The sequence below is a fragment of the Amycolatopsis sp. NPDC004747 genome, assembly GCF_053601335.1.
This window is the reverse complement of record NZ_JBSGBQ010000042.1, coordinates 37,427-62,175: the sequence shown is the minus strand read 5'-3', so window position 1 is coordinate 62,175 and position 24,749 is coordinate 37,427. Positions and strand designations below refer to the sequence as shown.

The window sequence follows — 24,749 nt, the reverse complement described above, 5'->3', positions numbered from 1 at the left end:
CTGGATGGTTGCCGAAAGTGTCGGTGACATCCGGGGCTCCGCCACCCGAACCCCCGAAAAATGTCGTACCCCTACGGCAGAGTGTCGGTATGGACGACGTTCTGCACGAGCGCGTGCGGGAGATCATCGAGTCGGTGCCGGCCGGCACGGTGGCGACGTATGGCGACATCGCGGCCCTCGCGGGGGCGCCGTCGCCGCGGATGGTCGGCGCGATCCTCGCCGAGGACGGGCACGACCTGCCGTGGCACCGGATCCTGCGCGCGAACGGCACCCCGGCGCCGCACCTGGTCCACGACCAGCTGGAACGGCTGCGCGCCGAGGGTGTCCTGGCCGACGGCCAGCGCATCGACCTGCGGAAGTACCGGTGGAAACCGGACGGAGAGGAGGACAACGAACCGGAAGGGCTGTTCTGAACCGCAGTCATTAGGTTAGCCTCGCCTAATGACGACTCAGCTGGAGCGCCCCGCCCTGACGTACCACCGGGCGCGGTGACCGCCGTCCGGCCGGTGACGCCGCACCTGGTGCGCGTGACGTTCGCCGCGGAGAGCTTCCGCGACGTGCCGGCCGGCGCGCCCGACCAGTACGTCAAGGTGTTCTTCCCGCTGCCGGGGCAGGCGGCGCCGGTGCTGCCGGAGGCCGCCTCCGACGTGATGTCCTGGTACCGGACGTACCTGGCGATGCCGGACGCCGTCCGGCCGCCGATGCGCACGTACACGGTCCGGGCCCACCGCCCGGAAGCGGCGGAGATCGACGTGGAGTTCGTGCTGCACGGCGATTCCGGGCCGGCTTCGGCGTGGGCGTCGCGGGTGACACCGGGCGACCGGGTGGTGTTCACCGGGCCGTACGGGCTGTACGCGCTGCCCGAAAGCTGCGACTGGCAGCTGCTGGTGGGTGACGAGACGGCGCTGCCGGCGATCGGCGCGATCGTCGAGCAGCTCCCGCCGGGCGCGCGGGCCTCGGTGTACGTCGAGCTGGGCGACCGCGCGGAGCGGCAGGTGTTCGAGACGCGCGGGGCGGTGGAGATCCACTGGGTCGTGCGCGGCGCGCGGCCGCTGGGCGAGGCGTTGCTGGAGGCGCTGCGCGGCGCGACGTTCCCGGGCGGGACGCCGTACGCGTGGGTGTCCGGCGAGGCGGGCGTGGTGAAGTCGGTGCGGCGTCACCTGGTGCGGGAGCGCGAGGTCGACAAGCGGCGGATCTGCTTCACGGGCTATTGGCGGCTCGGGATGAGCGAGGAAGCGGCCGGGCGCGAGGCGGTCCGGGCCGCGGAGGCGGGCGAGATACCGGCCGAAGAGGACTGAGGAGATCGGCGCAGTGCCGGCCGACGACGACCGGCGGCGGGCGAAGCGCCGCCGGCGACTCAGGCCTTCCCCAGCTCCGTGACCAGAAGCTTCACCAGTGCGCCCAGGCGCTGGCGGTCCGGCTGCAGCGTCCCGATGCCCGCCGCCTCCAGCGGGGCCGCCGTCACCGGGCCGACGCAGGCGCACGCCAGCGGGCCGCGCAGAGCGGCCAGCAGCTCGTCGTAACGGCCGTACGACCGAGCCAGCGTCAGGAAGTTCGCCGCCGCGGGCGCGCTCGTGAAGGCCAGTGCGTCCAGCTCGCCCGCGACGGCCGCGTCGATCAGGTCGTGGACCGGCGTCACGTCCGGCGGCGAGTGCCAGCGGTACGGCTGCAGCTCCACCAGCGAGGCGCCCGCCCGCACCAGCGGGTCCGTGAGCTCCGGCAGCCTCGTGCCGTGCAGCTGGACGGCCACCCGCTCGCCCTCGATCCCGGCCTCGGCCAGTGCCCCGAACAGCTCGGCGTTCGACTCCGAAGCAGCCGAAAAGGACTCGCGCAGGCCGGCCCCGCGGACCGCGCCCACCGCCTTCGGGCCGCGGGCGTAGATCCGGGACTCGCCCATCGCCGCCACGAGCCGATCACGCTGGCCCCAGCCTTCGGCCGCGGCGAGCCAGCCGCGGAAGCCGGCGCCCGTCGTGACCACCGTGAACCCGATCGGGGCCGCCAGCACGGCCTCGGTGCCCGTGCGCAGCTCGGGGTCGGCGTCCAGGGGCACGATGGTGATCGTCGGCGCGTGCCGGACGTCGGCGCCGTACCGCTCGAGCGCCGCGATGAACTCGCCGGCTCGCCGCTCGGCCGTGACCCCGATGGCGATCCCGTTCAGCTCACCCATAGAACGCGCCCATCTCTTCGATTGCTCCGGCCAGCTCCGCCCGGAGGTCCGCCGGTGCCAGGACCTCCAGGTGCGGCCCGAAGCGCAGCAGCTCGCCGATGGCCGGTTCGCCCGGCTCCACCGGCAGCTCCACGGTGAGCCAGCCGTCCGCGTCGGGCTCGTTCCGGCAGTCGCGCAACGCGCGGGCGCCGACAGAACCTGCGTAGAACGGTACGAGAGCCTGCGCCCGCGGCGAAAGGCGCACCACCGCCACGCGCGGGAACATCCGGCGCTCGAACTGCTCGGACCACTCCCGCCAGTACGCCGCGAGGTCGAAGCCGGCCGGCCGCTCGAACACCTCGCCGAGGTCGGTCAGCTCCAGCACGCGCGAGATCCGGTACGTCCGGTCGGTGCCGTCGCAGCGGCCGGCGAGGTACCAGTTGCCCGCCTTGAGGATCAGCCCCAGCGGCTCCAGCTCCCGTTCGACGACCCGCTGCCCCCAGCGTTCGTAGCGGATCCGGATCCGGTGCGACGACCACACGGCGTCGGCGATCGCCGAGAGCGCCGGCAGGCTTTCGATGCCCCGGTGCCAGCCGGGAACGTCCAGGTAGAACCGCTCGGCGACGCGCCCGGCCCGGTCGCGCAGCTCGGCAGGCAGCGCGGCGTACAGCTTGAGCTGCGCCGCCGCCAGCACCGTGCCGAGCCCCAGCTCGGCGGCCGCCACCGGCAGGCCGGCCAGCGACAGCGACTGGGCCTCTTCCTCGGTCATCCCGGTGAGCCGGGTGCGGTAGCCGTCGACCAGCCGGTAGCCGCCGGTCCGGCCGCGGTCGGCGTACACCGGGACGCCGGACGCCGACAGCGCGTCGATGTCCCGGTAGACCGTCCGCACCGAGACTTCGAGTTCTTCGGCCAGCTCTTCGGCCGTCATCCGGCCGCGGTTCTGCAGCAGCAGGAGGACGGACAGGAGGCGGCTCGCGCGCATGTCCCGATTTTGGCAGAAATACCTGACACGAGCTGACAGGTATGCCCGGCAGGGTGGTCCTCATGAACGGATTCACGGCGAAGAACTGGGAAGAGAAGATCGTCAGCGGCACCGAGGGCGGCCCTCGGGTGGCCTACGCGCACGCCACCTTCGCGTACGAAGGCGTCGTCGAGGGTGAGTCGATCTGCGACCTTCTGCTGTACTACGCGGGCGAAGGGTACGAAAGCGGCGGAACGACGGCACCGGCCTTCGAGCGCTTCGAGGGTAAGGTCGAGGGTCGCGAAGGGACGTTCGTCATCCGGCACGAGTACACCTTCGACGCCAAGGGCTTCGCCTCGACGTTCACCGTCGTCCCCGGCTCGGGCACCGGCGAACTGGCCGGGATCACCGGCAGCGGCACGTCCGGGGGCGCGCTCGGCGAGGACAAGATGGGCTACACCTTCGAGTACGCGTTCTAGGAGCTGCCCCGTGGACCGCCGCCAGGTACTCGCCTACCGCATCGCCGAGCACGGCCTGCACCGCACGGCGAAGGACGTCGCCGACCTCGCGGTCGTCCGGGCCGGGCTGCAGGACAGCATGCGCGACACGGCGCTGCTCGCCCTCGCGGCGCGGTTCGACGGCCCGCCGGTCCTGGAGGACGAGCGGCTCGTCCTGGCCTGGACGCTGCGCGGCGCGCCGCACTACCACCTGCGTCCGGACCTGCCGGAGGTGCTCCGGGCGCTGGTGCCGCTGGACGACGCGGACGCGCTGGCCCGGATGCTGTGGCAGCGCAAGGAACTGGCGGCGACCGGGCTCTCCGCGTCCGAAGTGGTCTTCACCGCGGCGGCCGCGCTCCGGAAGGTCGTCACGAAACCGATGACCAAGGGCGCGGTCTCGACGGCGGTCACGAAGGCCCTGCCGCCGTCGTTGTCGCGCTGGTGCCGAGGCTGCAACGCGACGCACATCCACGAGCAGCTGATGCGCATCGCGGCCCCGCTCGGCGGCCTCCGCCTGGTGTCGGGGGCGTCGCCGGCGACGCTGGCCCCGCTGGAAGGCCGCGGCCGGCTGCGCAAAACCCCGGACCCGGCGGCGGCGACGGCGGTGATCGAGCGGTACCTGCGGCTCAACGGCCCGGCGTCCCCGGGGGAGGCGGCGGAGTTCGCGGGCACGGCCCGGGCGGTGGTCGACCGGACGTGGCCCGCGGACCTGGTGCCGGTGGACGTCGAGGGCAAGACCCGGTACCTGCCCGCGGACCGGCTCGACGCGCTGTCGAACCCGCCGGAGCCGGACGTGGTCCGGCTGCTGCCCCCGCTGGACCCGTTCATCCAGGCGCGGGACAAGACGCTGCTGGTCCCGGACCCGTTGCGGCGCAAGGAAGTCTGGAAGATGCTGGGCAACCCGGGAGTACTGGTGGCCGACGGCGACATCGCGGGAACGTGGCGGGCGAAGAGCAGCGGCGCGAAGCTGACGATCACGCTGACGGCCTTCGACCCGCTGCGCCCGTCGGCCCGCGAAGAGGCGGAGGCCGAGGCGGCCCGGCTGGCGGAGGTACGGGGGTTCGAGAAGCACGCGGTCACCTGGGCCGGTTGATACCCGCCTGCGCCCGACACCCCTACCTGCCCGAGCCGGCGATGCGCCGCATCGCCGACCTCTACCCCGGCCGCGCCAAAACCGACGCCCGGGACGCGCTCGTCATCGCCGATGCCCGCTCCCTGCCCCACACACTCCGGCCGGTCGACGCCGCGCGGGCGGTGCTGGTCGGGTTCGACGACGACCTGGCCGGCGAAGCCACCGGCATCCGCGGCCTGCTCACCGGCATCCGCTCCACCTCGAACACGCCCTCGGCCCGCGGATCAGCCACCCGGCAGTCCTGAAGATCCTCTCCCGCTGCGGCGGACCCGCCGGGATCGCCAAAGAAGGCCGCCGCAAACACGCCACCAGCGGGCACCGACAATTCTGGCCGCCGAGCGCTTTGCCAACCCAGGCTCCGCCTGCGGGGGCGCCCCCCGTTTTCCACTTTACCGGCAGGCACCGACAATTTCGGCCGGCCCCAAGCGCCCCAACGTGGTTCCCGCGCGAGCGAACACCACGTCGGGGCGCTTCCGGCGCCGTCACAGGCTGTGGGCGTCGATGTCGCCGTAGGACGTGGTTGCCTGGATCGTCAGGGCCGCCGTCCCCTCGTTCTTGAGCGCGTTGCGGATCCGGCCGTACGTCGTGCCCGCGTCCAGGGACGCCGAGACACCCGACGCCGCGCCGATGGTGATGTCGCCCGCCTGGGTGCTCAGGACCAGGTTGCCGCTCGCCGCCTCGGCGATGCGGATGTCGCCCTTGCCCGTGGTGATCTCCGCCGGGCCGGTCAGGCGGCCGACCGACACGTCACCCGCGTGGGCCCTCAGGCGCAGGCTCGCGGCCTCGTCGAAGACCACCTCGCCGTGGGCGCCCTCGACGGTGACGGCGCCGAGCGGGCCGTCGCCCCGCAGCTCGACGCTCGCGGCCTTGGCCTCGACCGACGATCCCGCGGGCAGCTCGATCGTCACGTCGACCGCGCCGGAGGGGCCGAAGTACTGGTTCTTCGCCGGGACCTCGACCCGCAGGACGCCGTCGTCGAAAGACACCGACGCCTGCGAAGCCGCCTTCACGTCGCGGCTCTTCGACGGGTCGGCGGGGCGGACCTGGACCGTGCTGTCCGAGCGGTCGGAAGCGGCGAACCGGACGCGGCCGGCCGGGATCTCGAGAACGGTGGCGATCGGGGCGGTGGTGGTGAACTTCTGCATCGGATTCTCCTTGACGAAGTGGGTTGCTCGCTGTGAGAACCACTTTCGCCGGGCCCGCTGACACCGGAAGGCCACCGCACTGACACGGCCACTGACACGCCCGTCAGGCGTCCACGGCCAGCCGGTACCCCCGCTTCACCACCGTCTGGACCACCTTCCCGCCACCCAGTGACGTCCGCAGCCTGCCGATCGCCGTCTCCACCGCGTGCTCCTCGCCACCCCCGGGCAACGCCGAGATCAGCTCGCGCCGGGACACCACGCGCCCCGGTGACGCCGCCAACGCCCGCAGCAGCGCCATCGGCGCCGGCGCGACCTCGCACCACTCGCCGTCCACGATCGCCGCCTGGCCGCGGAGCTCGATCGACCTTCCTCCCGCCCGCAGCCGCGGGGAGCGGGCCACCAGCGTCTCCGCCACCGTGCGGGCCAGCGCCCCGATCCGCGCGCGGTGGGGCTGGACCGTCGGCACCCCCAGAGCCGCCAACGGGCCGGCCGTGATGGGTCCGACGCAGGCCGCCACCACCGGGCCGGACAGCGCCGTGACGAGTCCCGGCAGCCGGCCCGTGCGCCGGGCCAGTGCGATGAGGGACGCCGCCGCCGGCGCGCTGGTGAACGGCAGCGCGTGGATCGAACCGTCCAGGACGCCGTCCAGTAGCCGGTCCACCGGGCTCGGGTCGACCGGGCCGACCCAGCGGTACACCGGGATCTCGATCACCTCGGCGCCGGCCGCGCGCAGCGTGTCCACGAAGTACGGCAGCGGCTCGCCGTGCAGCTGGACCGCGATCCGCAGCCCGTCGACCCCCGACGAGAGCAGGTGCTGCAGCAGCTCCGCGTTGCTCTCGGACGCCGGTGAGTACGACTCCGACAGCCCGGCCGCCCGCAGCGCGCCGGTCACCTTCGGCCCCCGCGCCAGCAGCGTCGCCGACGACAGCCGGTCGAGCAGGGTGTCCCCCAGCCCCCAGCCCTCCGCCGCCTCGAGCCAGCCGCGGAAGCCGATGCCGGTGGTCGCGACGACCGCGTCCACCGGCGAGGCCAGCAACGCGGTGGTCGCCGCGTGCAGCTCGGTGTCGTCCGTCAGCGGCACGATCCGGATCGCCGGGCCGTACCGGACGCTCGCCCCCTTGCGCACCAGCAGCGCGCCGAGCTCGTCAGCCCGGCGCGCCGCGGTGATGCCGATCACGAAACCGGCCAGCGGGAGCACATCGCTCACGGGCTCTCCACTTCGACGACGCCTTCCCGCACCCGCACCTCGTAGACCGGTACCGAGACGTCCGCGGCGTCCAGGCACCGGCCGGTTTCGAGGACGAACCGCTCCTTGTAGACCGGCGAAGCGACCACCGGGACACCGTCCGCGTCACCGACGATGCCGCGCGAGAGCACCGCCGCGCCGCTGCACGGGTCCCAGTTGGACAGCGCGAAGAACCGGTCGCCGGGAAGCCGGAAGATCGCCACCTGCACGCCGCCGTCGAGCAGCGCGGCGACACCCGAGTACTCGGCCACCTGAGCGGCCGAGCAGATCGCCGTCCAGGTCCGTTCGATCGACGTGGTCATCGCCGCACCTCCGGAACTCCCAGCATGACGGGCACTTTCTGCTGCCGCTCCTCGCGGAACGAGATCGCCGGGTCGGGCGTGCCCGGGGCGTTGACGAAGGAGGTGAAGCGGGCCAGCTTCTCCGGGTCCTCCAGCACGCCCTTCCACTCGTCGGCGTAGTTGTCGACGTGCTTGGCCATCGCCGCGTCGAGGTCTTCGCAGATGCCGAGCGAGTCGTCGACGATCACCGCGCGCAGGTGGTCGAGCCCGCCGTCGAGCTCCTCGATCCAGGGCGCGGTCCGCTGCAGCCGGTCGGCGGTGCGCACGTAGAACATCAGGAACCGGTCGATGGTCCGGATCAGCGTCTCGGTGTCCACATCGGACACGAGCAGCTCGGCGTGCCGCGGGGTGGTGCCGCCGTTGCCGCCGACGTAGAGGTTCCAGCCGTTCTCGGTGGCGATGATGCCGAAGTCCTTGCCCCGCGCCTCCGCGCACTCCCGGGCGCAGCCGGACACCGCGGACTTGAGCTTGTGCGGCGAGCGCAGGCCGCGGTAGCGCAGCTCCAGCTCGATCGCCAGCCCGACGCTGTCCTGCACGCCGTAGCGGCACCACGTCGACCCGACGCACGACTTCACCGTCCGCAGCGCCTTGCCGTAGGCGTGCCCGGACTCGAACCCGGCGTCGACGAGCCGCCGCCAGATCAGCGGCAGCTGGTCCACCGTGGCCCCGAACAGGTCGATCCGCTGGCCGCCGGTGATCTTGGTGTACAGCCCGAAGTCGCGGGCCACCTCGCCGATCACGATCAGCTTGTCCGGCGTGATCTCCCCGCCGGGGATCCGCGGGACCACCGAGTACGTGCCGTTGCGCTGCAGGTTGGCCAGGTACCGGTCGTTGGTGTCCTGCAGGGTCATCTGCTCGCCGCCGAGCACGTGCCCGTTGCCGAGGGTGGCCAGGATGGAGGCCACCGCCGGCTTGCAGACCGCGCAGCCGCTGCCCGTCCCGTAGCGGGCGATCAGCTCGCTGAACGTGCCGATCCGGGTGGCCTGGACGATCTCGAACAGCTCCGCGCGCGACTGCGGGAAGTGCTCGCAGACGGCCTTCGACTGCTCGACCCCGGCCGCGCTGAGCAGCTTGCCCAGCAGCGGGACGCAGGACCCGCACGCGGTCCCCGCCCGGGTGCAGGCCTTCAGCTTGGGGACGGTGTCGCAGCCGTCCTCGTGGATGGCGCTGGTGATCGTGCCCTTCGACACCGCGTTGCACGAGCAGATCTGCGCCGCGTCGGGCAGCGCGTCGACGCCGACCGCCGCACCGCCGCCCGCCGGGGAGAGGATCGCGCCCGGCTCGGCCGGCAGCGGACGGCCGACCAGGGCGCGCAGGGTGTTGTACTCGGTGGCGTCGCCGACGAGCACCCCGCCGAGCAGCGTCTTGCCGTCGTCGGTGACCACCAGCTTCTTGTACGTCCCGGCGACCGCGTCGTTGACCGCGACCTCGAGGGCACCTTCCGTCCGGGCGTGCGCGTCCCCGAAGGAAGCGACGTCGACGCCCATCAGCTTCAGCTTCGTGGACGTGTCCGGCTCCGGGAACGTCCCGGCCCCGCCGGTGAGCTGCGCGGCGACGATTTCCGCCATCGCGTACCCGGGCGCCACGATGCCGTACACGCGACCCTCGACCGCGGCGCACTCGCCGATCGCGTAGATCGCCGGGTCGCTGGTGCGGCAGGACGCGTCGGTGAGCACACCGCCACGCGGGCCGAGGTCCAGGCCGGACTGCCGGGCGAGGTCGTCGCGCGGCCGGACGCCGGCGGAGAACACGACCAGGTCGACGTCGAGCTCGGTGCCGTTGCCCAGCTTGGCCAGCAGCCGCGAGCCGTCGGCCTCGATCGCGTCGGTCGACGTTCCCGTGTGGACGGTGACGTCGAGGTTGGTGATCAGCCGCCGCAGCAGCGAGCCGCCGCCCTCGTCGACCTGCAGCGGCATCAGCCGCGGCGCCATCTCGACGACGTGCGGGGACAGGCCCATGTCCCGCAGCGCCTTCGCGGCCTCCAGGCCGAGCAGGCCACCGCCGATGACGACGGCCGACCGGCGGCCACGGCCCGGCTTCTCGACCGCCGCGGCGCGGATGCGGTCGAGGTCCTCGATGGTCCGGTAGACGAAGCAGCCGTCCAGGTCGTGCCCGGGCACCGGCGGCACGAACGGCCGCGAGCCGGTGGCCAGCACCAGGGCGTCGTAGGCGACGACGTCCCCGGACGCCGTGGTGACGGTCTTCGCGGACCGGTCCACCGAAACCGCCGGCTCACCGAGCCGGAGGTCGACGTGCCGGTCGCCCGCGTAGTCCGAGCCGGGCAGCGCCAGCGAAGCCGGGTCCCAGGTGTCCACGTAGGACGTGAGCGCCACCCGGTCGTACGCCGGGCGCGGCTCCTCGGACAGGACGACGATGTGCCAGGTTCCAGAAGGGTCTTCCGCGCGCACCGCCTCCACGAGCCGATGGGCGACCATGCCGTGTCCGGCGACGACCAGGGTGGGCATCTCAGACCTCCGCTCCCGCGAGCGCCAGACCGCGCTCACTCGTGGGCTGTTCGGCGGGCTTACGCAGGTAGACCGCCCAGGTGACGGCGAAGCACAGCCCGTAGAAGACCAGGAATCCGACGAAGGCGGGGACACCGCTCTTCGTGTCGGCGAACGACTGCCGGAAGGCCAGGTTGATGAACAGGCCGCCCTCGGCGCCGATCGCGCCGGCCAGGCCGATCAGCGCGCCGGACAGGCGCCGCGCCTTGAGCAGCTCGGCCGCCTCTTCGGCGCCGTTCGAGATCGCCACCTTCGCCTTGGCCCGGAAGATCGCCGGGATCATCTTGTACGTCGAGCCGTTGCCGATGCCGGTCAGCACGAACAGCACGATGAAGGCGATGGTGAACAGGGCCAGGGACTTCGACGTCGAGGCGAGGATCAGCACGACCGTGGCCAGCGCCATCCCGATGAAGGTGGCGAAGGTGACCTTGCCGCCGCCGATCCGGTCGGACAGCCAGCCGCCGGCCGGCCGGGAGAGCGAACCGAGCAGCGGGCCGAGGAACGTCACCGCGGCCGCCTGCAGCGGGGTGCGGCCGAACTGGTTCTGCAGCACCAGGCCGAAGGCGAAGCTGTAGCCGATGAACGAACCGAACGTGCCGACGTAGAGGAACGACATCACCCAGGTGTGCGGGTCCTTGACGACCTCGCGCATCGCCTTGGTGTCGCCCTTCATCGTGGCGAGGTTGTCCATGTAGAAGTACGCGCACAGCGCGGCGACCACGATCAGCGGCAGGTAGACGAACAGCACCAGCCGGGGCGCGGTCGCCCCCGCCGTGCCGATCACCAGGAGCCCGACCAGCTGGATCGCCGCGACGCCGAGGTTGCCGCCGCCGGCGTTGAGGCCCAGCGCCCAGCCCTTGTGCTTCTCGGGGTAGAAGGCGTTGATGTTCGTCATCGACGAGGCGAAGTTGCCGCCGCCCACCCCGCCGAGGGCGGCGACGATCAGGAAGGTGCCGAGCGACGTGCCGGGGTGCAGCACGATCGCGGCCAGCGTGGTGGGGATCAGCAGCAGCACGGCGCTGACCACCGTCCAGTTGCGGCCGCCGAACTTCGCCACGGCGAAGGTGTAGGGCAGCCGCATCAGGCCGCCGATCAGCGTCGGCGTCGAGACCAGGAGGAACTTGTCGGCGGCGGAGAAGACGTAGTCCTTGCCCATGAACAGGACGATGACCGACCACAGGGTCCAGATCGAGAAGCCGATGTGCTCGGCGAAGACGGAGAACCAGAGGTTGCGGCGGGCGACCTTCTTGCCCGTGGACTCCCAGAACTGCTCGTTCTCGGGTTCCCAGTGTTCGATCCAGTGCTTTCCTTGGTGGGCCACGGCGTTCTCCTTCGTGCGGCGGTTCGTGACGGTCAGTGGGAATCGGTCACTGCGCGGCGAGCCAGTTCGCGATGCCGCCGACGGTGTCGGTGCACCCGCCGCATCCCGTCGTGGCTCGCGTGGCCCGCGCCAGTGCGGGGGTGTCGGTGGCCCCGGCCTTCCAGGCTTCGATCAGCCGGCCCTTGGTGACGTTGTTGCAGCGGCAGATCACCGCCGCCGCGGGCAGGTCGGCGGGGCTGGCCGCCGGGGTGCTGCCGGTGGGCAGCGCGCGGCCGAGCAGGACGGCGAGCCGGTCGTCCGGCAGCGGCGTCCCGCGGTCGTGGAACTGGGTGATGGTCGCGGCCGCGTCGGGCAGGCCGAGCAGGATCGCCCCGGCGACGCGGTTTTCGCGGACGACGAGCTTGCCGTACCGGCCGCCGGTGGGGTCGTTGAAGGTGAGCACCTCGGCGCCGTTGTCGGATGCTTCGAGCTGGGTCTCGCCGAGTGCGGCGAGGTCGATGCCGCGGGCCTTGAGCCGGGTGACGGCCGTGGTGCCGCGGTAGCGGGCCGCCGCGTTCGTCCCGGTGAGGACGTCGGCGAGGACGGCGGCCTGCTCCCAGGCGGGCTGGATCAGCCCGGCCGGGGCGCCCGGGTGGCGGGCGCAGTCGCCGAGGGCGTGGATGCGGCCGTCGCTGGTGCGCAGCACGTCGTCGACCAGCACGGCGCCGTCGACGTCGAGACCGGCTTCGGCGGCCAGCCGCGTCTCGGCCCGGATGCCGGCGGCCACCACGACCAGGTCGGCCGGGACCAGGCTGCCGTCGTCGAGCTTGAGCCCGTCGCCGGGCAGGTAGCGAGCGGCGGTGGCACCGAAGCGGAAGGTCACGCCCATCTCGGTGAGCTGCCGGGCCAGTACGTGGCCGGCGGCCGGGTCGAGCTGGCGTTCCATGACGTGGCCCAGCGGGTGCACGACGGTCACCTGGTTGCCGCGCCCGGCCAGCCCGCGGGCGGCTTCGAGGCCGAGCAGGCCGCCGCCGAGCACCGCGACGGGTGCGCCGAAGCGGGCGGCGTCGAGGATCTTGGCGCAGTCGTCGAGGCTGCGGAAGGCGACCACGCCCGGCCCGGCTTCGAGGCCTTCGACCGGCGGGATCCACGGGTTCGCGCCGGTGGCGAGGACCAGGGCGTCGTAGTCCACGCATGTGCCGTCGGCGAGCTCGACGCAGCGCTTCTCGCGGTCGATGCGTTCGACGTCGACACCGAGCCGGAGGTCGATGTTGTGCCGCTGCGCCCACTCGTCGTCGTGCAGGCGGACGCTCTCGGCGCTCATGCCCCCGGCGACGACGGCGGACAGCAGCACCCGGTTGTAGGCGGCGTGCTTTTCGGCGCCGAGCACGGTCAGCCGGACCCGCTCGGCGATCGGGTCGCGACGGCGGATCTCGTCGGCCAGCCGGGCACCGGCCATGCCGTAGCCGACGATGACGACTTCGCGGGGACTCATGCGGCACCATCCACAGTAGACAGGGAAACGGCACACACCTTGAACTCCGGCATCCGGGAGACCGGGTCGAGCGCCGGGTTGGTGAACAGGTTGGCGCGCTGTTCACCCGGGAAGTGGAACGGCAGGAAGACGAGGTCGGGCTTAAGACTCTGCGCGAACCGGACCTTCGCGACGGTCTCGCCGCGCCGGGAGCGGACCACTGCCCGGTCACCTTCTTCGAGCCCGGCACGCTTGGCGGTGTCCGGGTGCACCTCGACGAACGCCTCGGGCACGACCTCGTTGAGCTCATGCACGAGCCGGGTCTGCGCGCCCGACTGGTAGTGCTGGAGCACGCGGCCCGTGGTGGCCTGCAACGGGAACTCGTCGTCGGGCAGCTCGGCGGGGCCGGTGTGCTCGACCGGCACGAACCGCGCGCGGCCGTCCGGGTGTGCGAAGGTGTCGAGGAACATCCGCGGGGTGCCGGGGTGGTCGGTTTCCGGCACCGGCCAGTGCAGGGCCTCGCCGTCGCGGAGCCGGTCGTAGCTGACGCCGGAGTAGTCGGCGATGCCGCCCTTGGACGCGATCCGCAGCTCCTCGAACACGGTTTCGGCGTCGGCCGGGAACCGGCCTTCGGGCTGTCCCAGCCGCTGCGCGAGGCCGTGGAGGACGTCGAGGTCGGACCGGACGCCCGGCGGCGGCGTCAACGCCTTGCGCCGCAGCAGGATCCGGCCTTCGAGGTTGGTGAGCGTGCCGTCTTCTTCGGCCCACTGGGTGACCGGCAGGACGACGTCGGCGAGCGCCGCGGTCTCCGACAGCACGAAGTCGGCGACGACCAGGAAGTCGAGAGCCACCAGCCGGTCCTGGACGCGCTGCGAGCGCGGGGCCGAGACGACGACGTTGCTGCCGAAGACCATCAGCGCCTTCGGGCCGTTCTCCTGGCCGAGCGCTTCGAGCAGTTCGGTGGCGGAACGGCCGGGCCCGGGCAGGCTGTCGGCGTCGACGCCCCAGACGCCGGCGACGTACTCGCGCGCGGCCGGGTCGTCGAGCTTGCGGTAGCCGGGCAGCTGGTCGGCCTTCTGGCCGTGCTCGCGGCCACCCTGGCCGTTGCCCTGGCCGGTGAGGCAGCCGTAACCCGAGCCCTGGCGGCCCGGCAGGCCGAGGCTCAGCGCGAGGTTGATCCAGGCGCCGACGGTCGCGGTGCCGGTGGCGTGCTGCTCGGTGCCCCGGGCGGTGAGGACGTAGGCGTTGCGGGCGCCGGCGAGCTTCTCGGCGGCGAGGCGCATGTCGGCGGCCGAGACGCCGGTGACGCGTTCGGCGCGCTCCGGCCACCAGCTCGCCGCGATCCGCCACACCTCGGCGAAGCCGTTCGTTCGATCATCCACATAGGACTGATCGAGGAGACCGCCCTCGACGACGGCGTGCAGGATGCCCAGCGCCAGCGCGAGATCCGTGCCGGGCGCGGGTGCCAGGTGCAGGCTCGCCAGCTCGGCGGTCGGGGTGCGCCGCGGGTCGACGACGATCAGGTCGCTGCCCCGCAGGTGCTGGACGAACGGCGGCATGGTCTCGGCCGGGTTCGCCCCGGCGAGCAGCACGACGTCGGCGTTCTTCAGATCGGTGACGGGGAACGGCATCCCGCGGTCGGCCCCGAAGGCCTTGATCCCCGCGGCGGCGGCCGAGGACATGCACCACCGGCCGTTGTAGTCGATCTGCGAGGTGCCGAGCGCGACCCGGGCGAACTTGCCGAGCAGGTAAGCCTTTTCGTTGGTCAGCCCGCCGCCGCCGAAGATCGCGACGCCGTCGGGGCCGTGGTTTTCCTGCGTTTCCCGCAGTTTCCGGGCGACGTGGTCGAGCGCGAAGTCCCAGCCGACCGGCTCGAGCACGCCGTTCACGCGCAGCATCGGCGTGGTCAGCCGCTTCGGGCTGGTGAGCAGGGATCCGGAGGTCCAACCCTTCTGGCACAGGCCGCCGGCGTTGACCGGGAAGTCCCGCGGCGTCACGCGGGTGCCTTCGAGGCGCATCCCGCACTGCAGGGCGCAGTACGGGCAGTGGGTGTCGACCTGCGGCATCGGGCACCTCCTCGGCGGTTCGGGCTTGCCCTGACGCTAAGGAGGCCGTGTTAACCGGATTCGACCGAATGTTTCAGGCAGTTGACATTGCGGCGGTGTTTCCGGCGCCCGTCCGGTGAGATCCCCGTCCATCTGGCGGGAGTCCGAAGGTCAGTGGGGAGGTACCGGAGATGTCCCGCGATCTTGCGACGTGGGTCACAGAACCCCGGACACCTCGCGCGCTGCCGCACGCAGGCCGTCCAGGGAGGCCTGCGTCGACCTCGGGTTCAGTGCGTTGGCCGCCAGCCGGAAGAGCACCGCGCGCAGCAGCAGCTGCGGCCACTCCGGCAGGTGCGCCCAGCGTTCCAGCAGGTCTCGCCCCGCGCCGCCCCAGGCCAGCGCGTCCACCGCCACGATCGCCGCGCCGTACTCGCCCGGGCGGTAGTACGGCACGAAGTCGACGAGGCCCGGGCTGGCGTCTCCGTCGAACAGCAAGCCCGCCAGGAGCTCGCCGTGGGCCACCTGCGACGGCTGGCGGATCGGGCGGCGGGCGCCCGCCAGTACCTCGAACCAGCGGCCGCCCTTCGTCTCCTCCAGGGGAACCTCGAGTTCCTCCCAGGCAACCCGGTCGGCCACCGCGTCCACGTCGGTGCGGGCGTCGAGGAAGTCCGGCCGGGGCAGGCCGACCGTGGCGCGGTGCAGCTTCACCGCCGCGAGCACCGACGCGTCGCCGCGGTGCTCCGGGGTGCCGGGCACGAACCGGGACGCCGTCCAGCCGCCGACGATCCAGCGGCCGTCCGTCGACCGGACCGGCCTCGCGACCCGCAGGCCCGGCTCGCGGACGTAGTCCAGCGCGTGCGCGGTCCAGAGCGTCTTGACCTTGTCGGTGACCGGCTTGAGCACGAGGTCGCCGCAGCGCCACGCCGTCGAGTCCGGCAGGCGTTCGCCGTCGTCGGCGGGGCCGCCGAAGGCCGCGCAGACGTGCGCCGGGGGACGTTCGAGGGTTGACCGCACGGCCGTGACGTTACCCGGCCGGGTGTTCCACGAATGAGAAGACTCGCTGCTCACACGCGGTTTCCCGGCCGGGCGAAAGACACACTGTCAGTAGGTCGGCAGGCTCGGATCGATCTGCTTCGCCCAAGCGAGGACGCCGCCACCGAGGTGCGTCGCGTCCTTGAAGCCCGCCGCGTGCAGGGCGGCCAGCGCCTCGGCGGACCGGGCACCCGACTTGCAGTGCAGCACGATCGGCTTGTCCTGCGGCAGCTCGGCCAGCGCCTCGCCCGAAAGGATCCGGTCCTTCGGGATCAGCGTCGCGCCCTTGATGTTGACGATCTCGTACTCGTGCGGCTCGCGGACGTCGATCAGCGCGAAGTTCTCGCCGCTGTCGAACTTGGCCTTGAGCTCGGCCGGCGTGATCGTGCTGCCGGAAGCCGCCGACGCGGCCTCGTCCGACACGACACCGCAGAACGCCTCGTAGTCGATCAGCTCGGTGATCTTCGGCGTGTCCGGGTCCTTGCGGATCTTGACCTCGCGGTACTTCATCTCCAGCGCGTCGTAGCTGATCAGGCGGCCGAGCAGCGGCTCGCCGATGCCGGTGATGAGCTTGATCGCCTCGGTCACCATGATCGAGCCGATGGACGCGCACAGCACGCCCAGCACGCCACCCTCGGCGCAGGAGGGGACCATGCCCGGGGGCGGCGGCTCCGGGTAGAGGTCGCGGTAGTTGAGGCCCTTGCCGTTCGGCGCGTCCTCCCAGAACACGCTGACCTGGCCTTCGAACCGGAAGATCGAGCCCCAGACGTACGGCTTGCCCAGCAGCACCGCGGCGTCGTTGACCAGGTAGCGCGTGGCGAAGTTGTCGGTGCCGTCGACGATCAGGTCGTACTGCTCGAAGATCTCCAGCGCGTTCGACGAGTCGAGCCGGTCGGTGTGCAGGTGCACCTTGACCAGCGGGTTGATCTCGGCGATCGACTCCTGCGCGGACGCGGCCTTGAGCTTGCCGACGTCGGACTGGCCGTGGATGACCTGGCGCTGCAGGTTCGACTCGTCCACCACGTCGAAGTCGACGATGCCGAGCGTGCCGACCCCGGCCGCGGCCAGGTACAGCAGCGCGGGGCTGCCGAGGCCGCCGGCCCCGATCACCAGGACCTTGGCGTTCTTCAGCCGCTTCTGCCCGGTCACCCCGACGTCCGGGATGATCAGGTGACGGCTGTACCGGGCCACCTCTTCCTTGGTGAGCTCGGCAGCCGGCTCGACGAGCGGCGGCAGTGCTGACATGGGTCCTCCATCTCGCGCGCGTATCGCGTCCATCCCACTATGCACAACGCGCTCGGGCAAATATGCCTTCCCGCGTCCGGATGGTGGGACGGCTCAGCCTTGCGGCGTGGGGTTCGGCCAGGAGTTCGTCTTGCAGATGCGGCCGTCCTTGGCCACCTTGCCCTTGTCGCCACCGGGGATGTCGTTGAGCATCGAGACGTAGTCGTCGGAGACGCCGAACGACTGCTGCATCATCACCGGCGCCGGCTGGTCGTTGCCACCGCAGCCGACGTGCTGGTTGCCCAGGGCGTGGCCGACCTCGTGGTTGATGGCGTACTGCCGGTACCCGGTCATGTCGGGGCCGTACGCCTTCGCGCCGCGCACCCAGCGGGCCAGGTTGATCAGCACGCGGCCGAGGCTCTTGCGGTAGCAGGAGGCCTCGAACTTGATCTGGAAGCCGCAGGCGTCCGGCCGGTGGGTGGTCTCCGGCGTGGTGAGGCTCACCTTGAAGGACGGGTTCGGGAAGCTGCCGTCCACGCGCTGGAACGCGATCTTGCCGTCCCAGGTCCAGCCCTGGGTCGGGTTCGACAGGGTGCCCTGGACGGCCGCGGCGAAGGCGTCGTCACCGGCGTAGCTCGCCGGGTCGATGCCGTCCTCGACCTCGATGGTGTAGGTGTAGAGCTTCCCGTTGCCGATCTTCGGGCCGTTGCCCGGGACGACGTGCCAGTTGCCGGTGCCTGCCTGGGTGAACGGGATGCCCTCCGGCAGGTCGGCGGTGGGCACCTTGAGGTCGACCGGGGTGGCCGGGTTCTCCGGGATGGCCTGCTCGCCGTTGCCGTCGATGGCGCCGCCGGAGCCGTCGCCGCCCGCCGACTCGAGACCGGGCCCGGTGGCCCCCGGGCCCTGCTCGGCGATCGGCTGGGCCGGGCTGTTGGCGGTGTTGACCACGACGAGCACGGTCAGCACGACCAGGATCGGCAGGGCGTAGACGCGCCAGCCGTAGGTCTTGGTGAGCTTCGCGACGCCGGACTGCGGCGGCGAAGTCTCCTTCTCGCGCGCGACCGGCACCTCCGGCTTCCAGGAGGCGCTCAGCGGTTCGGCGCTGGTCCGGCGGCCGCCCGGGCGGTAGCGGTCCTCCTCGACGCGCTGGGCCGACGCCTTCGACGGGCGGTACTGCCCGGTGCGCGGGTGGTCCTCGGCGTCCGTCGCCCGGCGGGCCGACGCACGGTGGGGCGGCCGGCGATCTTCGCCTCGCGCGTCGTGCTTCACCCGGTCCACCGCACCAGGGTGCCACAGCGGCGGAGCGCCGCCGTCGCCGACTGGCGGATCATCGAGTGAACTCGCGATCACCCGTTCGGGTTACCACGTGCCCGCTTCGACGTGCTCCCACATGCCCAGCACGGCCTTCGCGACGACCACCGGGCGTTCCATCTGGGCCACGTGCCCGGTGCGCGGGAGCACCAGCAGCCGGGCCCGCGGGATCGCCCGTGCGGTCCGCACCGCGCGTTTCACCGAGATGACGCGGTCCTCCCGCCCCCAGACGACCAGGGTCGGCGCCTTGACGAGCGGGGCGACCGACCACAGCGACGCCTTCCCCCGCGTCGACCAGGCCCGGAAGATGGCGAAGGTGCTGCGGGCCATCGCGGGCGCGGCCCAGGCGAACCCGGCACGGGCGCCGTGCTCCTCGGTCAGCTCGTCGAGGCGGCTCTCCGGGAACCGCGACGGGTCGGCGAAGCACAACTTGATGACCTGCGCGGCGCGTTCCCGCGGCCCGAGCGCGGCGAGCTGGGCCCGCACGCGCGCGCCGACCAGCGGCAGGTACGCGAACGCCATCCGCGGGTCCGACAGCCGCCGCGGGTCGAGGCGCAGATCCGGCACCGCCGGCGAAACGAGCGTCAGCGTCTGCACCAGCTCCGGTCTCTGCGCCGCGACCAGCAACGCGATGGCGCCGCCCATGGAGTTGCCGAACAGGTGCACCGGCCCGCCGCACTTCTCGACGTGCCGCACCACGACGTCCGCGTGCGCCTGCAGCGAGAAGTCGAAGCCGTCCTCGGGCTCGGAGTAGCCGAACCCCGGCAGGTCGATGGCGGAGCCGCCGGCCACGGGGGAGAGCAGCGCGGCCAGGTCGGTCCAGTTGGTCGAGGAGCCGCCGAGGCCGTGGACGTACACGGCGGGCACGCCGTCCGGGCCCGGCGTGCGGCGGACGTGGAGCCGGGCGGTGCCGACCTCTTCGAAGGCCGCCGGCCAGGGCGCCGGGACCGGGTCGAGCGACGGCAAGGCCCTGGTCGAAAGCGGCACGTGGGTCAGCGGTGACCGGGCCTGCACGGGGGTGTCCACGGGTCCAGAATGCCCGACCCTTGGCGCGGCGCACGTACCGGCGAGTAATCTTCAGGGCGACTTCACGCGGTGGCGACCCCGCCCGTCGAAGAAGCGATGACGGGAGGATGAGCATGACGGAGATGACGCGGCTGCAGCAACGTGGGGTGCGGCTGCCCCGGACCGAGCGCCGGGCTCAGCTCCTCGCCGCGGCGCAGCGGGTCTTCGCCGAGAACGGCTACCACGCCGCCGCGATGGACGAGATCGCCGAGGTCGCTGGCGTCTCGAAGCCGGTGCTGTACCAGCACTTCCCCGGCAAGCTCGATCTGTACATCGCGCTGCTGGAGAGCCACGTCGACGAGCTGGTCAAGCGCGTGCAGAACGCGCTGGACTCGACGACGGAGAACAAGCAGCGCGTCCCGGCGACGGTCGGCGCGTTCTTCGACTTCGTCAGCAACGACGCGGGCGCGTTCCGGATGGTGTTCGAGTCCGACCTGCGCGGCGAGCCGGCGGTGCAGGAAGCGGTCGACCGGGCGACGTCGGCGAGCGTGGACGCGATCACCGAGACGATCACCGCGGACGCGGGCCTCGACGAGGACAAGGCGCGGCTGCTGGCCGTCGGGCTGGTCGGGATGAGCCAGGTCAGCGCCCGGTTCTGGCTGGCCCACCACCAGTCGATGAGCCGCGAGGAGGCGGTGGCGCTGACGGCCAACCTGGCCTGGCGCGGCATCGGCGGCGGCTTCCCCCTCAAGGACGGCTGACCGGTCGGAGGCGGCACTCCCCTGGAAGTGCCGCCTCCGGCGGGAATCAGCGGGCGGCGGCGCGGACCAGAGCGCCGATCCGGCGCGCCACCTCGTGCGGCCGTTCCTGCGGCAGCATGTGCCCGGCCCCGGGGAACCGGACGAACTCCGCGTGCGGCAGCTCGTCCGCGATCACCTTCGCGTGCGGGAGCGGGCAGAGCCGGTCCTTCTCCCCCGCCAGCACCACGGACGGCACGTCGCACAGCGCGCCCAGCCCGCCGACGCCCCGGTGGGCCGCGATCGCGTCCAGGAACATCCCCGCGCTCGCCGGGTGCGCGCACAGCAGCTGCTCGACGACGCTGTCCACCTGTTCGCGCCCCGGGCGGACGCCGAACACCAGCCGCCGGGCGCCCGAGCGGACCATGCCCGGCCGCAGCCGCAGCGTGTCGCTCCGGAGTCCCGCCAGCAGCTTCGCCACCCGCGGCTCGAACCGCGTCACACTCCGGCCCACCAGCCCGGGGAAGCCGAGGGTCAGCTTGTCCATGTCGCCGGACGACGTCGCCACGAACGCCGCACCCGCCAGCCGGCCGGCCACCAGCTCCGGGTGCCGTTCGGCGAGCACCATCAGCGTCATGCCGCCCATCGAGTGCCCGGCCAGCACCAGCGGCCCGTCCGGCACCCGGTCGGCGATGAGCTCGGCGAGGTCGTCGGCCAGCCGCGCGATCGTGGCCCCGCCGGGCCGCGCGGGCGCCGAGCCGCCGTGGCCGCGCATGTCGTAGCGCAGGACGCGCACGCCGGGGTCGAGGTGCGGCAGGACGAAGTCCCACGTCCGGTGGTCCTGCGTCCAGCCGTGCACGAGCACCAGCGTGACCGCGGAATCGGCCGGTCCCGACGGCACGACGTTGAGCGCGGCGCCGTCGCTCGCCACGAACCGCTGCCCGGGCGAGAGGACGGCGGTCATCGGCCCGCCGGGAGCAGGAACGACTTCCGCCAGAAGTACTTCCCCGGCAGCCCGACCAGACCGGACTCCTGCAGGAACGGCATGATCTTCTCCCCGGCCCAGGCGATGGTGCCCTGCCAGTGCGGGTTGTTAAGCGCCGCTTCGACGCCGTCGCGCGGGCGGATGCCGACCGCCTTGTAGACGTGTGGGTTGATGAACGCGCGCGTCACGAAGTAGGAAATCACCGCGATGATGAACTGCTGGTAGGCGATCTCGGCCTTCGACAGCTTCGCCATGCCGCGCGTGACCTCTTCGCGGGCGAAGGTGACGTGCCGGGCCTCCTCCAGGACGTGGATCCGGTTGACCATCCGGACCAGCGGCTGGACGCCCTCGTCGTTCATCTGCTCGCGCTGCAGCCGGTCGAGGACCTCCTCGGCGACCAGGATCGCGCCGTAGCGCGCGGGGCCGTAGGAGATGGACGGCATCAGCTTCGCGAGCTTCCGCAGCCAGGGCACCGGGCCGTAGGCGGGGCAGCCGATCCGCGCGGCCATCCGCGCGAACATCGTCGAGTGCCGGCATTCGTCGGCGATCTCGGTGAGCGCGAACTGGGCGTGCGCGGACGTCGGGTCCTCTTCGTAGACCTCCTTGAGCAGCATCTGCATCAGCAGGATTTCGAACCACAAGCCGGTGGTCGCGACGCTCGCGACCTCGTGCTTGCCCAGCTCGATGCGCTGCTCCGGGGTGAGCTTCTCCCAGAGTTCGGTGCCGTAGAGCGAAGACCGCTCTTCGAGGATGAACCGCTTGCCCTCGACCAGCGGCGCGGTCCAGTCGATGTCGACGTCGGGGTCGTAGAACTTGTTCGCCGACGACTTCAGCAGGCGGTCCGCGGTCTTCTCGCGATCCGGTTCCTTCAGCGTCCGCGTCATTGCCGACACCCCTTCCGCCCCACTCGTTCAAGATGTGTAACTTGAGGTAACAGTTACCTCTGCGTAGCATGACCCGGGTGATCGAACGTGTCAAGCGCTCAGGCAAGCAGGCCGGCAAGCCCTCCCGCGGCGACGAAGCGACCGGTGACGCCCGGCGTGACCGGTGGCGCAAGCACCGGATCGCCCGCCGCAAGGAGTTCGTCGAGGCGGCGCTGCGGGCGCTCGACACGCACGGCCCGGACCTCGGCATGGAGGACGTCGCCGCGGAGGCCGGTGTCACGAAGCCGGTGCTCTACCGGCACTTCGACGACAAGGCCGACCTGTACGTGGCCCTCGGCCAGCGCGGCACGGAAATCCTCTTCGAGCGGCTGATCCCGGCGATCAACGCCGAGCTGGCGCCGGTCCCGCGGATCCGGATGGCCCTCGACGCGTTCTTCACGGTCATCGAGGAACACCCGAACCTGTACCGGCTGCTGGCGCACGGACGGCCGGAGAAGCCGGTCTCGTCGGACGTAGTCGCCGAGGACAAGGAGCTGATCGCGTCGGCGCTGACCGCGCTGCTCGGCGACTACATGCGGATGTTCAACATGGACTCCGGCGCGGCCGAGCCGTGGGCGCACGGCATCGTCGGCATGGTCCAGAACACCGGCGAGTGGTGGCTGGACCGCCGCTCGATGAGCCGGGACGCGGTCGTCGAGTACCTGACGCAGATCATCTGGGCGGCCATCGACGGGCTGACCCGCCAGCACGGCGTGGTCATCGACCCGAACCTGCCCCTGGACGTCAACAAGGTGGTCCAGCTGGGCCGCGCCCCGGAGCCGATGGAGGAGACCTCATGAGCGAGCACGACGAAGACGGCTACAGCGGCGAAGCGACCCTGGTGGTCGACGGCGTTTCGCTGCCGGTGACGGTCGAGCTGCGCGGCTACTTCCAGCCGATCGACGGCTATTACCGCTGGTACGGCCGGGTGGCGGTGAACGAGGAGCTGACCCGCCTTGCCGGCGGCAAGAAGCGGGCCGTCACCATCCAGGCGGGCTCGCATTCGGCCACCGGAGAGCTTTCGGACCCCGACCCGTGGGGCCGCTACCGGATCATGGGCACGAGCACGCCGCCGTTCCACGTGCCCACGACCCTGGAAGAGCTGAACGCCTAGGACAGGCGGGGGCCCGGGAGTTCGACGCCGGGCAGCACGCCGTTCGCGATGTCCGTGGCCCGCCACTTGCCCACGGTCAGCCGCACCGCGGTGACCGGCGCGGCCAGGAACGGCGCAGCCTCCGGAACCTTCGCGACGAGCAGCTCGCGCACCCGCGCTTCCTCGGCACCGCCAAGGATCTCCGCCGACGCCTGCGCCTGCAGGAACGGCTGCATCGGCGAGCCGGTCGACACCACAACCGAGACCACCGGGTTCTCCCGGATGGCGGCCAGCGTCCGGCCGCGGTCCTCGACCACGAGGTTCAGCGTGAATTCGCCGGTCTCGGCGAAGTAGACCCCGCCGACCCACGGCCCGGAACTGCCCGAGGTGGCGAGGAACAGGGACTTGTGCGCGGAGAGCGTGTTCCGCACGAGATCCGCGACAGCGGTCGGCTCGAGAGTGGTCACCGGGCCGAAGCTAGGCGGCGGAAAAGCGACACTCCAAAGAAAACACCACAATCCGGTGAAACCGGGAAGGCCACCCGGAGGGCGGCCTTCCCGGCGGGGACCGGATCAGTCGCCGACGCCGAAGCCGACCTTGCGGACGTCGGACGGGGCGATCTCGACGTACGCGATGCGGTCGGACGGGACGATGTACTTGCGCCCCTTCTCGTCGTTGATGCGGAAGAGCCCGTCACCGGCCGTCAGGGCCTCGGCGACCAGCTTCTCCACCTCTTCGGGAGACTGGCCACTGGACACCACCAGCTCGCGCGGCGTGTCCTTGATGCCGATCTTGACCTCCACGTGGGACCTCCGCTGGAAATTCGTAAGGGATGTGCCGGCCAAGGCTAACCGAACCGGCTCGTTCCGGTGGCGCATGTCCGCGCCCGACCGCGTCGTCACTTCCGGGTACTCCATCGAGATCAGCCCAGGCCGAGCGCCTGCATGCGCTTCGTGTGCCCCTGTTGCAACCGCCGGAACAGCGCGGCGATTCCGGAGAGGTCGCCCGAGCCGCTGATGATGAGCTCGGCCAGCCCGTCGCGCTCGGCGACGACGTACTGGGCCTGGGTCAGGGCCTCGCCGAGCAGGCGGCGGCCCCACAGGGCGAGCTTGTCGCGGGTCTTGGGGTCGGCCTCGATGCCGGCCGCGACCTCGCGTTCGGCGAAGGCCGAGTGACCGGTGTCGGCCAGCACGGTCAGCACCAGGTCCTTGGTCTCCGGGTCGAGCCAGCTGGCGATCTCCCGGTAGAGGTCGGCGGCGAGCCCGTCGCCGACGTAGGCCTTGACCAGCGACTCCAGGTAGGACTTCGGCGCCGTCGAAGCGTGCCAGGCGTCGATGTGGTGCACGAACGGCGCCATCGCGTCCTCGATCTTGAGGCCGTTCGCGGCGACGTGCTTGGCGAGCTGGCCGTAGTGACCGATCTCGGCGGCCGCCATCGCCGCCAGGGCGGCCCGCCCGGCCAGGGTGGGGGCGCTGCGCGCGTCTTCCGCCAGCCGGTCGAACGCGGACAGTTCGCCATAGGCGATCACACCGAGAAGGTCGGCTACGCCTTCGCTGATCTCTTTCGGCTCGGTCACGGGGGCAGGGTATCGCCGAAGCACCCGGGCGTGTCGGGACGAGACCGATCCCACTGGTTCCGGCGCGCCGGG

Annotated in this window: 25 protein-coding genes and 1 pseudogene; 8 read left to right on the top strand and 18 right to left on the bottom strand. The window is 71.9% G+C overall.

Features of this window, described 5'->3' with window-relative positions; all coding sequences use genetic code 11:
* Window positions 1–89: 89 nt before the first annotated feature.
* On the top strand, window positions 90–413 hold the full coding sequence (locus ACWEGE_RS41605) for an MGMT family protein (protein WP_449665997.1): 324 nt from the start codon (window positions 90–92) through the stop codon (window positions 411–413).
* A gap of 75 nt (window positions 414–488) precedes the next feature.
* Window positions 489–1,298 (top strand): siderophore-interacting protein, encoded by an 810-nt coding sequence (locus ACWEGE_RS41600; protein WP_449665996.1) that lies wholly within the window; start codon window positions 489–491, stop codon window positions 1,296–1,298.
* Between the two features lie 59 nt (window positions 1,299–1,357).
* On the opposite strand, the gene ACWEGE_RS41595 is transcribed toward ACWEGE_RS41600, so the two are convergent.
* Together ACWEGE_RS41595 and ACWEGE_RS41590 are read right to left on the bottom strand one after the other, a co-directional pair.
* Window positions 1,358–2,167: a uroporphyrinogen-III synthase gene (locus ACWEGE_RS41595; RefSeq protein WP_449665995.1), complete on the bottom strand. Its 810-nt coding sequence runs from the start codon at window positions 2,165–2,167 to the stop codon at window positions 1,358–1,360.
* A complete protein-coding gene (locus ACWEGE_RS41590; protein WP_449665994.1) occupies window positions 2,160–3,128 on the bottom strand; it encodes a helix-turn-helix transcriptional regulator in 969 nt (322 codons plus the stop codon). The genes ACWEGE_RS41595 and ACWEGE_RS41590 overlap by 8 nt, the downstream gene beginning before the upstream one ends.
* Window positions 3,129–3,190: 62 nt before the next feature.
* Here ACWEGE_RS41590 and ACWEGE_RS41585 point away from each other — a divergent pair, with 62 nt between their 5' ends.
* The 3 genes and pseudogenes from ACWEGE_RS41585 to ACWEGE_RS41575 all read left to right on the top strand — a co-directional run.
* Window positions 3,191–3,586 (top strand): DUF3224 domain-containing protein, encoded by a 396-nt coding sequence (locus ACWEGE_RS41585; protein ID WP_449665993.1) that lies wholly within the window; start codon window positions 3,191–3,193, stop codon window positions 3,584–3,586.
* Between the two features lie 10 nt (window positions 3,587–3,596).
* Entirely contained in the window at window positions 3,597–4,697 is a 1,101-nt protein-coding gene (locus ACWEGE_RS41580) for a DNA glycosylase AlkZ-like family protein (RefSeq protein ID WP_449665992.1), read from the top strand.
* A 23-nt stretch (window positions 4,698–4,720) separates the two neighbouring features.
* A pseudogene (locus ACWEGE_RS41575) lies at window positions 4,721–5,037 on the top strand (IS110 family transposase); the annotation flags it as partial.
* A gap of 181 nt (window positions 5,038–5,218) precedes the next feature.
* On the opposite strand, the gene ACWEGE_RS41570 reads toward ACWEGE_RS41575, so the two are convergent.
* The 11 genes from ACWEGE_RS41570 to ACWEGE_RS41520 all read right to left on the bottom strand — a co-directional run bounded on the left by ACWEGE_RS41570 (window position 5,219) and on the right by ACWEGE_RS41520 (window position 19,384).
* Window positions 5,219–5,881, bottom strand: coding sequence for a DUF4097 family beta strand repeat-containing protein (locus tag ACWEGE_RS41570; protein WP_449665991.1), 663 nt, complete (start codon window positions 5,879–5,881; stop codon window positions 5,219–5,221).
* Window positions 5,882–5,984: 103 nt separating this feature from the next.
* Window positions 5,985–7,088 (bottom strand): uroporphyrinogen-III synthase, encoded by a 1,104-nt coding sequence (locus tag ACWEGE_RS41565; RefSeq protein WP_449665990.1) that lies wholly within the window; start codon window positions 7,086–7,088, stop codon window positions 5,985–5,987.
* Entirely contained in the window at window positions 7,085–7,429 is a 345-nt protein-coding gene (gene nirD / locus ACWEGE_RS41560) for a nitrite reductase small subunit NirD (RefSeq protein ID WP_449665989.1), read from the bottom strand. The genes ACWEGE_RS41565 and nirD overlap by 4 nt, the downstream gene beginning before the upstream one ends.
* Window positions 7,426–9,933 carry a nitrite reductase large subunit NirB gene (nirB, locus tag ACWEGE_RS41555; protein ID WP_449665988.1) on the bottom strand — a complete coding sequence of 836 codons (2,508 nt, stop codon included), beginning with the start codon at window positions 9,931–9,933 and terminating at the stop codon, window positions 7,426–7,428. The genes nirD and nirB overlap by 4 nt, the downstream gene beginning before the upstream one ends.
* 1 nt (window position 9,934) lies before the next feature.
* Entirely contained in the window at window positions 9,935–11,293 is a 1,359-nt protein-coding gene (locus tag ACWEGE_RS41550; RefSeq protein WP_449665987.1) for a nitrate/nitrite transporter, read from the bottom strand.
* Between the two features lie 46 nt (window positions 11,294–11,339).
* Window positions 11,340–12,767, bottom strand: a complete 1,428-nt coding sequence (locus ACWEGE_RS41545; RefSeq protein ID WP_449665986.1) for an FAD-dependent oxidoreductase — start codon at window positions 12,765–12,767, stop codon at window positions 11,340–11,342.
* Window positions 12,764–14,812 carry a molybdopterin oxidoreductase family protein gene (locus ACWEGE_RS41540; protein ID WP_449665985.1) on the bottom strand — a complete coding sequence of 683 codons (2,049 nt, stop codon included), beginning with the start codon at window positions 14,810–14,812 and terminating at the stop codon, window positions 12,764–12,766. The genes ACWEGE_RS41545 and ACWEGE_RS41540 overlap by 4 nt, the downstream gene beginning before the upstream one ends.
* A 195-nt stretch (window positions 14,813–15,007) precedes the next feature.
* Window positions 15,008–15,805: a TIGR02569 family protein gene (locus tag ACWEGE_RS41535; RefSeq protein WP_449665984.1), complete on the bottom strand. Its 798-nt coding sequence runs from the start codon at window positions 15,803–15,805 to the stop codon at window positions 15,008–15,010.
* An 87-nt stretch (window positions 15,806–15,892) separates the two neighbouring features.
* Complete coding sequence (gene moeZ, locus ACWEGE_RS41530) at window positions 15,893–17,068, bottom strand: adenylyltransferase/sulfurtransferase MoeZ (protein WP_449665983.1); 1,176 nt, start codon at window positions 17,066–17,068, stop codon at window positions 15,893–15,895.
* A 93-nt stretch (window positions 17,069–17,161) separates the two neighbouring features.
* Window positions 17,162–18,325, bottom strand: coding sequence for a DUF3152 domain-containing protein (locus ACWEGE_RS41525; protein WP_449665982.1), 1,164 nt, complete (start codon window positions 18,323–18,325; stop codon window positions 17,162–17,164).
* An 81-nt stretch (window positions 18,326–18,406) separates the two neighbouring features.
* Window positions 18,407–19,384, bottom strand: a complete 978-nt coding sequence (locus tag ACWEGE_RS41520) for an alpha/beta fold hydrolase (RefSeq protein WP_449665981.1) — start codon at window positions 19,382–19,384, stop codon at window positions 18,407–18,409.
* 113 nt (window positions 19,385–19,497) lie between these two features.
* Between ACWEGE_RS41520 and ACWEGE_RS41515 the strand changes: the two genes are divergently transcribed.
* Window positions 19,498–20,124, top strand: coding sequence for a TetR/AcrR family transcriptional regulator (locus tag ACWEGE_RS41515; RefSeq protein WP_086850521.1), 627 nt, complete (start codon window positions 19,498–19,500; stop codon window positions 20,122–20,124).
* A gap of 46 nt (window positions 20,125–20,170) precedes the next feature.
* On the opposite strand, the gene ACWEGE_RS41510 is transcribed toward ACWEGE_RS41515, so the two are convergent.
* Together ACWEGE_RS41510 and ACWEGE_RS41505 are read right to left on the bottom strand one after the other, a co-directional pair.
* Window positions 20,171–21,064: an alpha/beta fold hydrolase gene (locus ACWEGE_RS41510; protein WP_449665980.1), complete on the bottom strand. Its 894-nt coding sequence runs from the start codon at window positions 21,062–21,064 to the stop codon at window positions 20,171–20,173.
* On the bottom strand, window positions 21,061–21,969 hold the full coding sequence (locus tag ACWEGE_RS41505; protein WP_449665979.1) for an AurF N-oxygenase family protein: 909 nt from the start codon (window positions 21,967–21,969) through the stop codon (window positions 21,061–21,063). Before ACWEGE_RS41505 ends, ACWEGE_RS41510 begins: the two co-directional genes overlap by 4 nt.
* Window positions 21,970–22,037: 68 nt before the next feature.
* On the opposite strand from ACWEGE_RS41505, the gene ACWEGE_RS41500 reads away from it, so the two are divergent.
* Together ACWEGE_RS41500 and ACWEGE_RS41495 are read left to right on the top strand one after the other, a co-directional pair.
* Window positions 22,038–22,808, top strand: a complete 771-nt coding sequence (locus ACWEGE_RS41500) for a TetR/AcrR family transcriptional regulator (RefSeq protein ID WP_449665978.1) — start codon at window positions 22,038–22,040, stop codon at window positions 22,806–22,808.
* Window positions 22,805–23,122, top strand: a complete 318-nt coding sequence (locus ACWEGE_RS41495) for a DUF4873 domain-containing protein (protein WP_449665977.1) — start codon at window positions 22,805–22,807, stop codon at window positions 23,120–23,122. The genes ACWEGE_RS41500 and ACWEGE_RS41495 overlap by 4 nt, the downstream gene beginning before the upstream one ends.
* Here ACWEGE_RS41495 and ACWEGE_RS41490 read toward each other — a convergent pair.
* The 3 genes from ACWEGE_RS41490 to ACWEGE_RS41480 form a co-directional block, all read right to left on the bottom strand.
* Window positions 23,119–23,568 (bottom strand): pyridoxamine 5'-phosphate oxidase family protein, encoded by a 450-nt coding sequence (locus ACWEGE_RS41490; RefSeq protein ID WP_449665976.1) that lies wholly within the window; start codon window positions 23,566–23,568, stop codon window positions 23,119–23,121. The two genes, ACWEGE_RS41495 and ACWEGE_RS41490, sit on opposite strands and share 4 nt — an antisense overlap.
* A gap of 105 nt (window positions 23,569–23,673) precedes the next feature.
* Window positions 23,674–23,904, bottom strand: coding sequence for a DUF3107 domain-containing protein (locus ACWEGE_RS41485; RefSeq protein WP_013223016.1), 231 nt, complete (start codon window positions 23,902–23,904; stop codon window positions 23,674–23,676).
* A 119-nt stretch (window positions 23,905–24,023) separates the two neighbouring features.
* A complete protein-coding gene (locus tag ACWEGE_RS41480) occupies window positions 24,024–24,677 on the bottom strand; it encodes a ferritin-like fold-containing protein (protein ID WP_449665975.1) in 654 nt (217 codons plus the stop codon).
* Window positions 24,678–24,749: the final 72 nt, after the last annotated feature.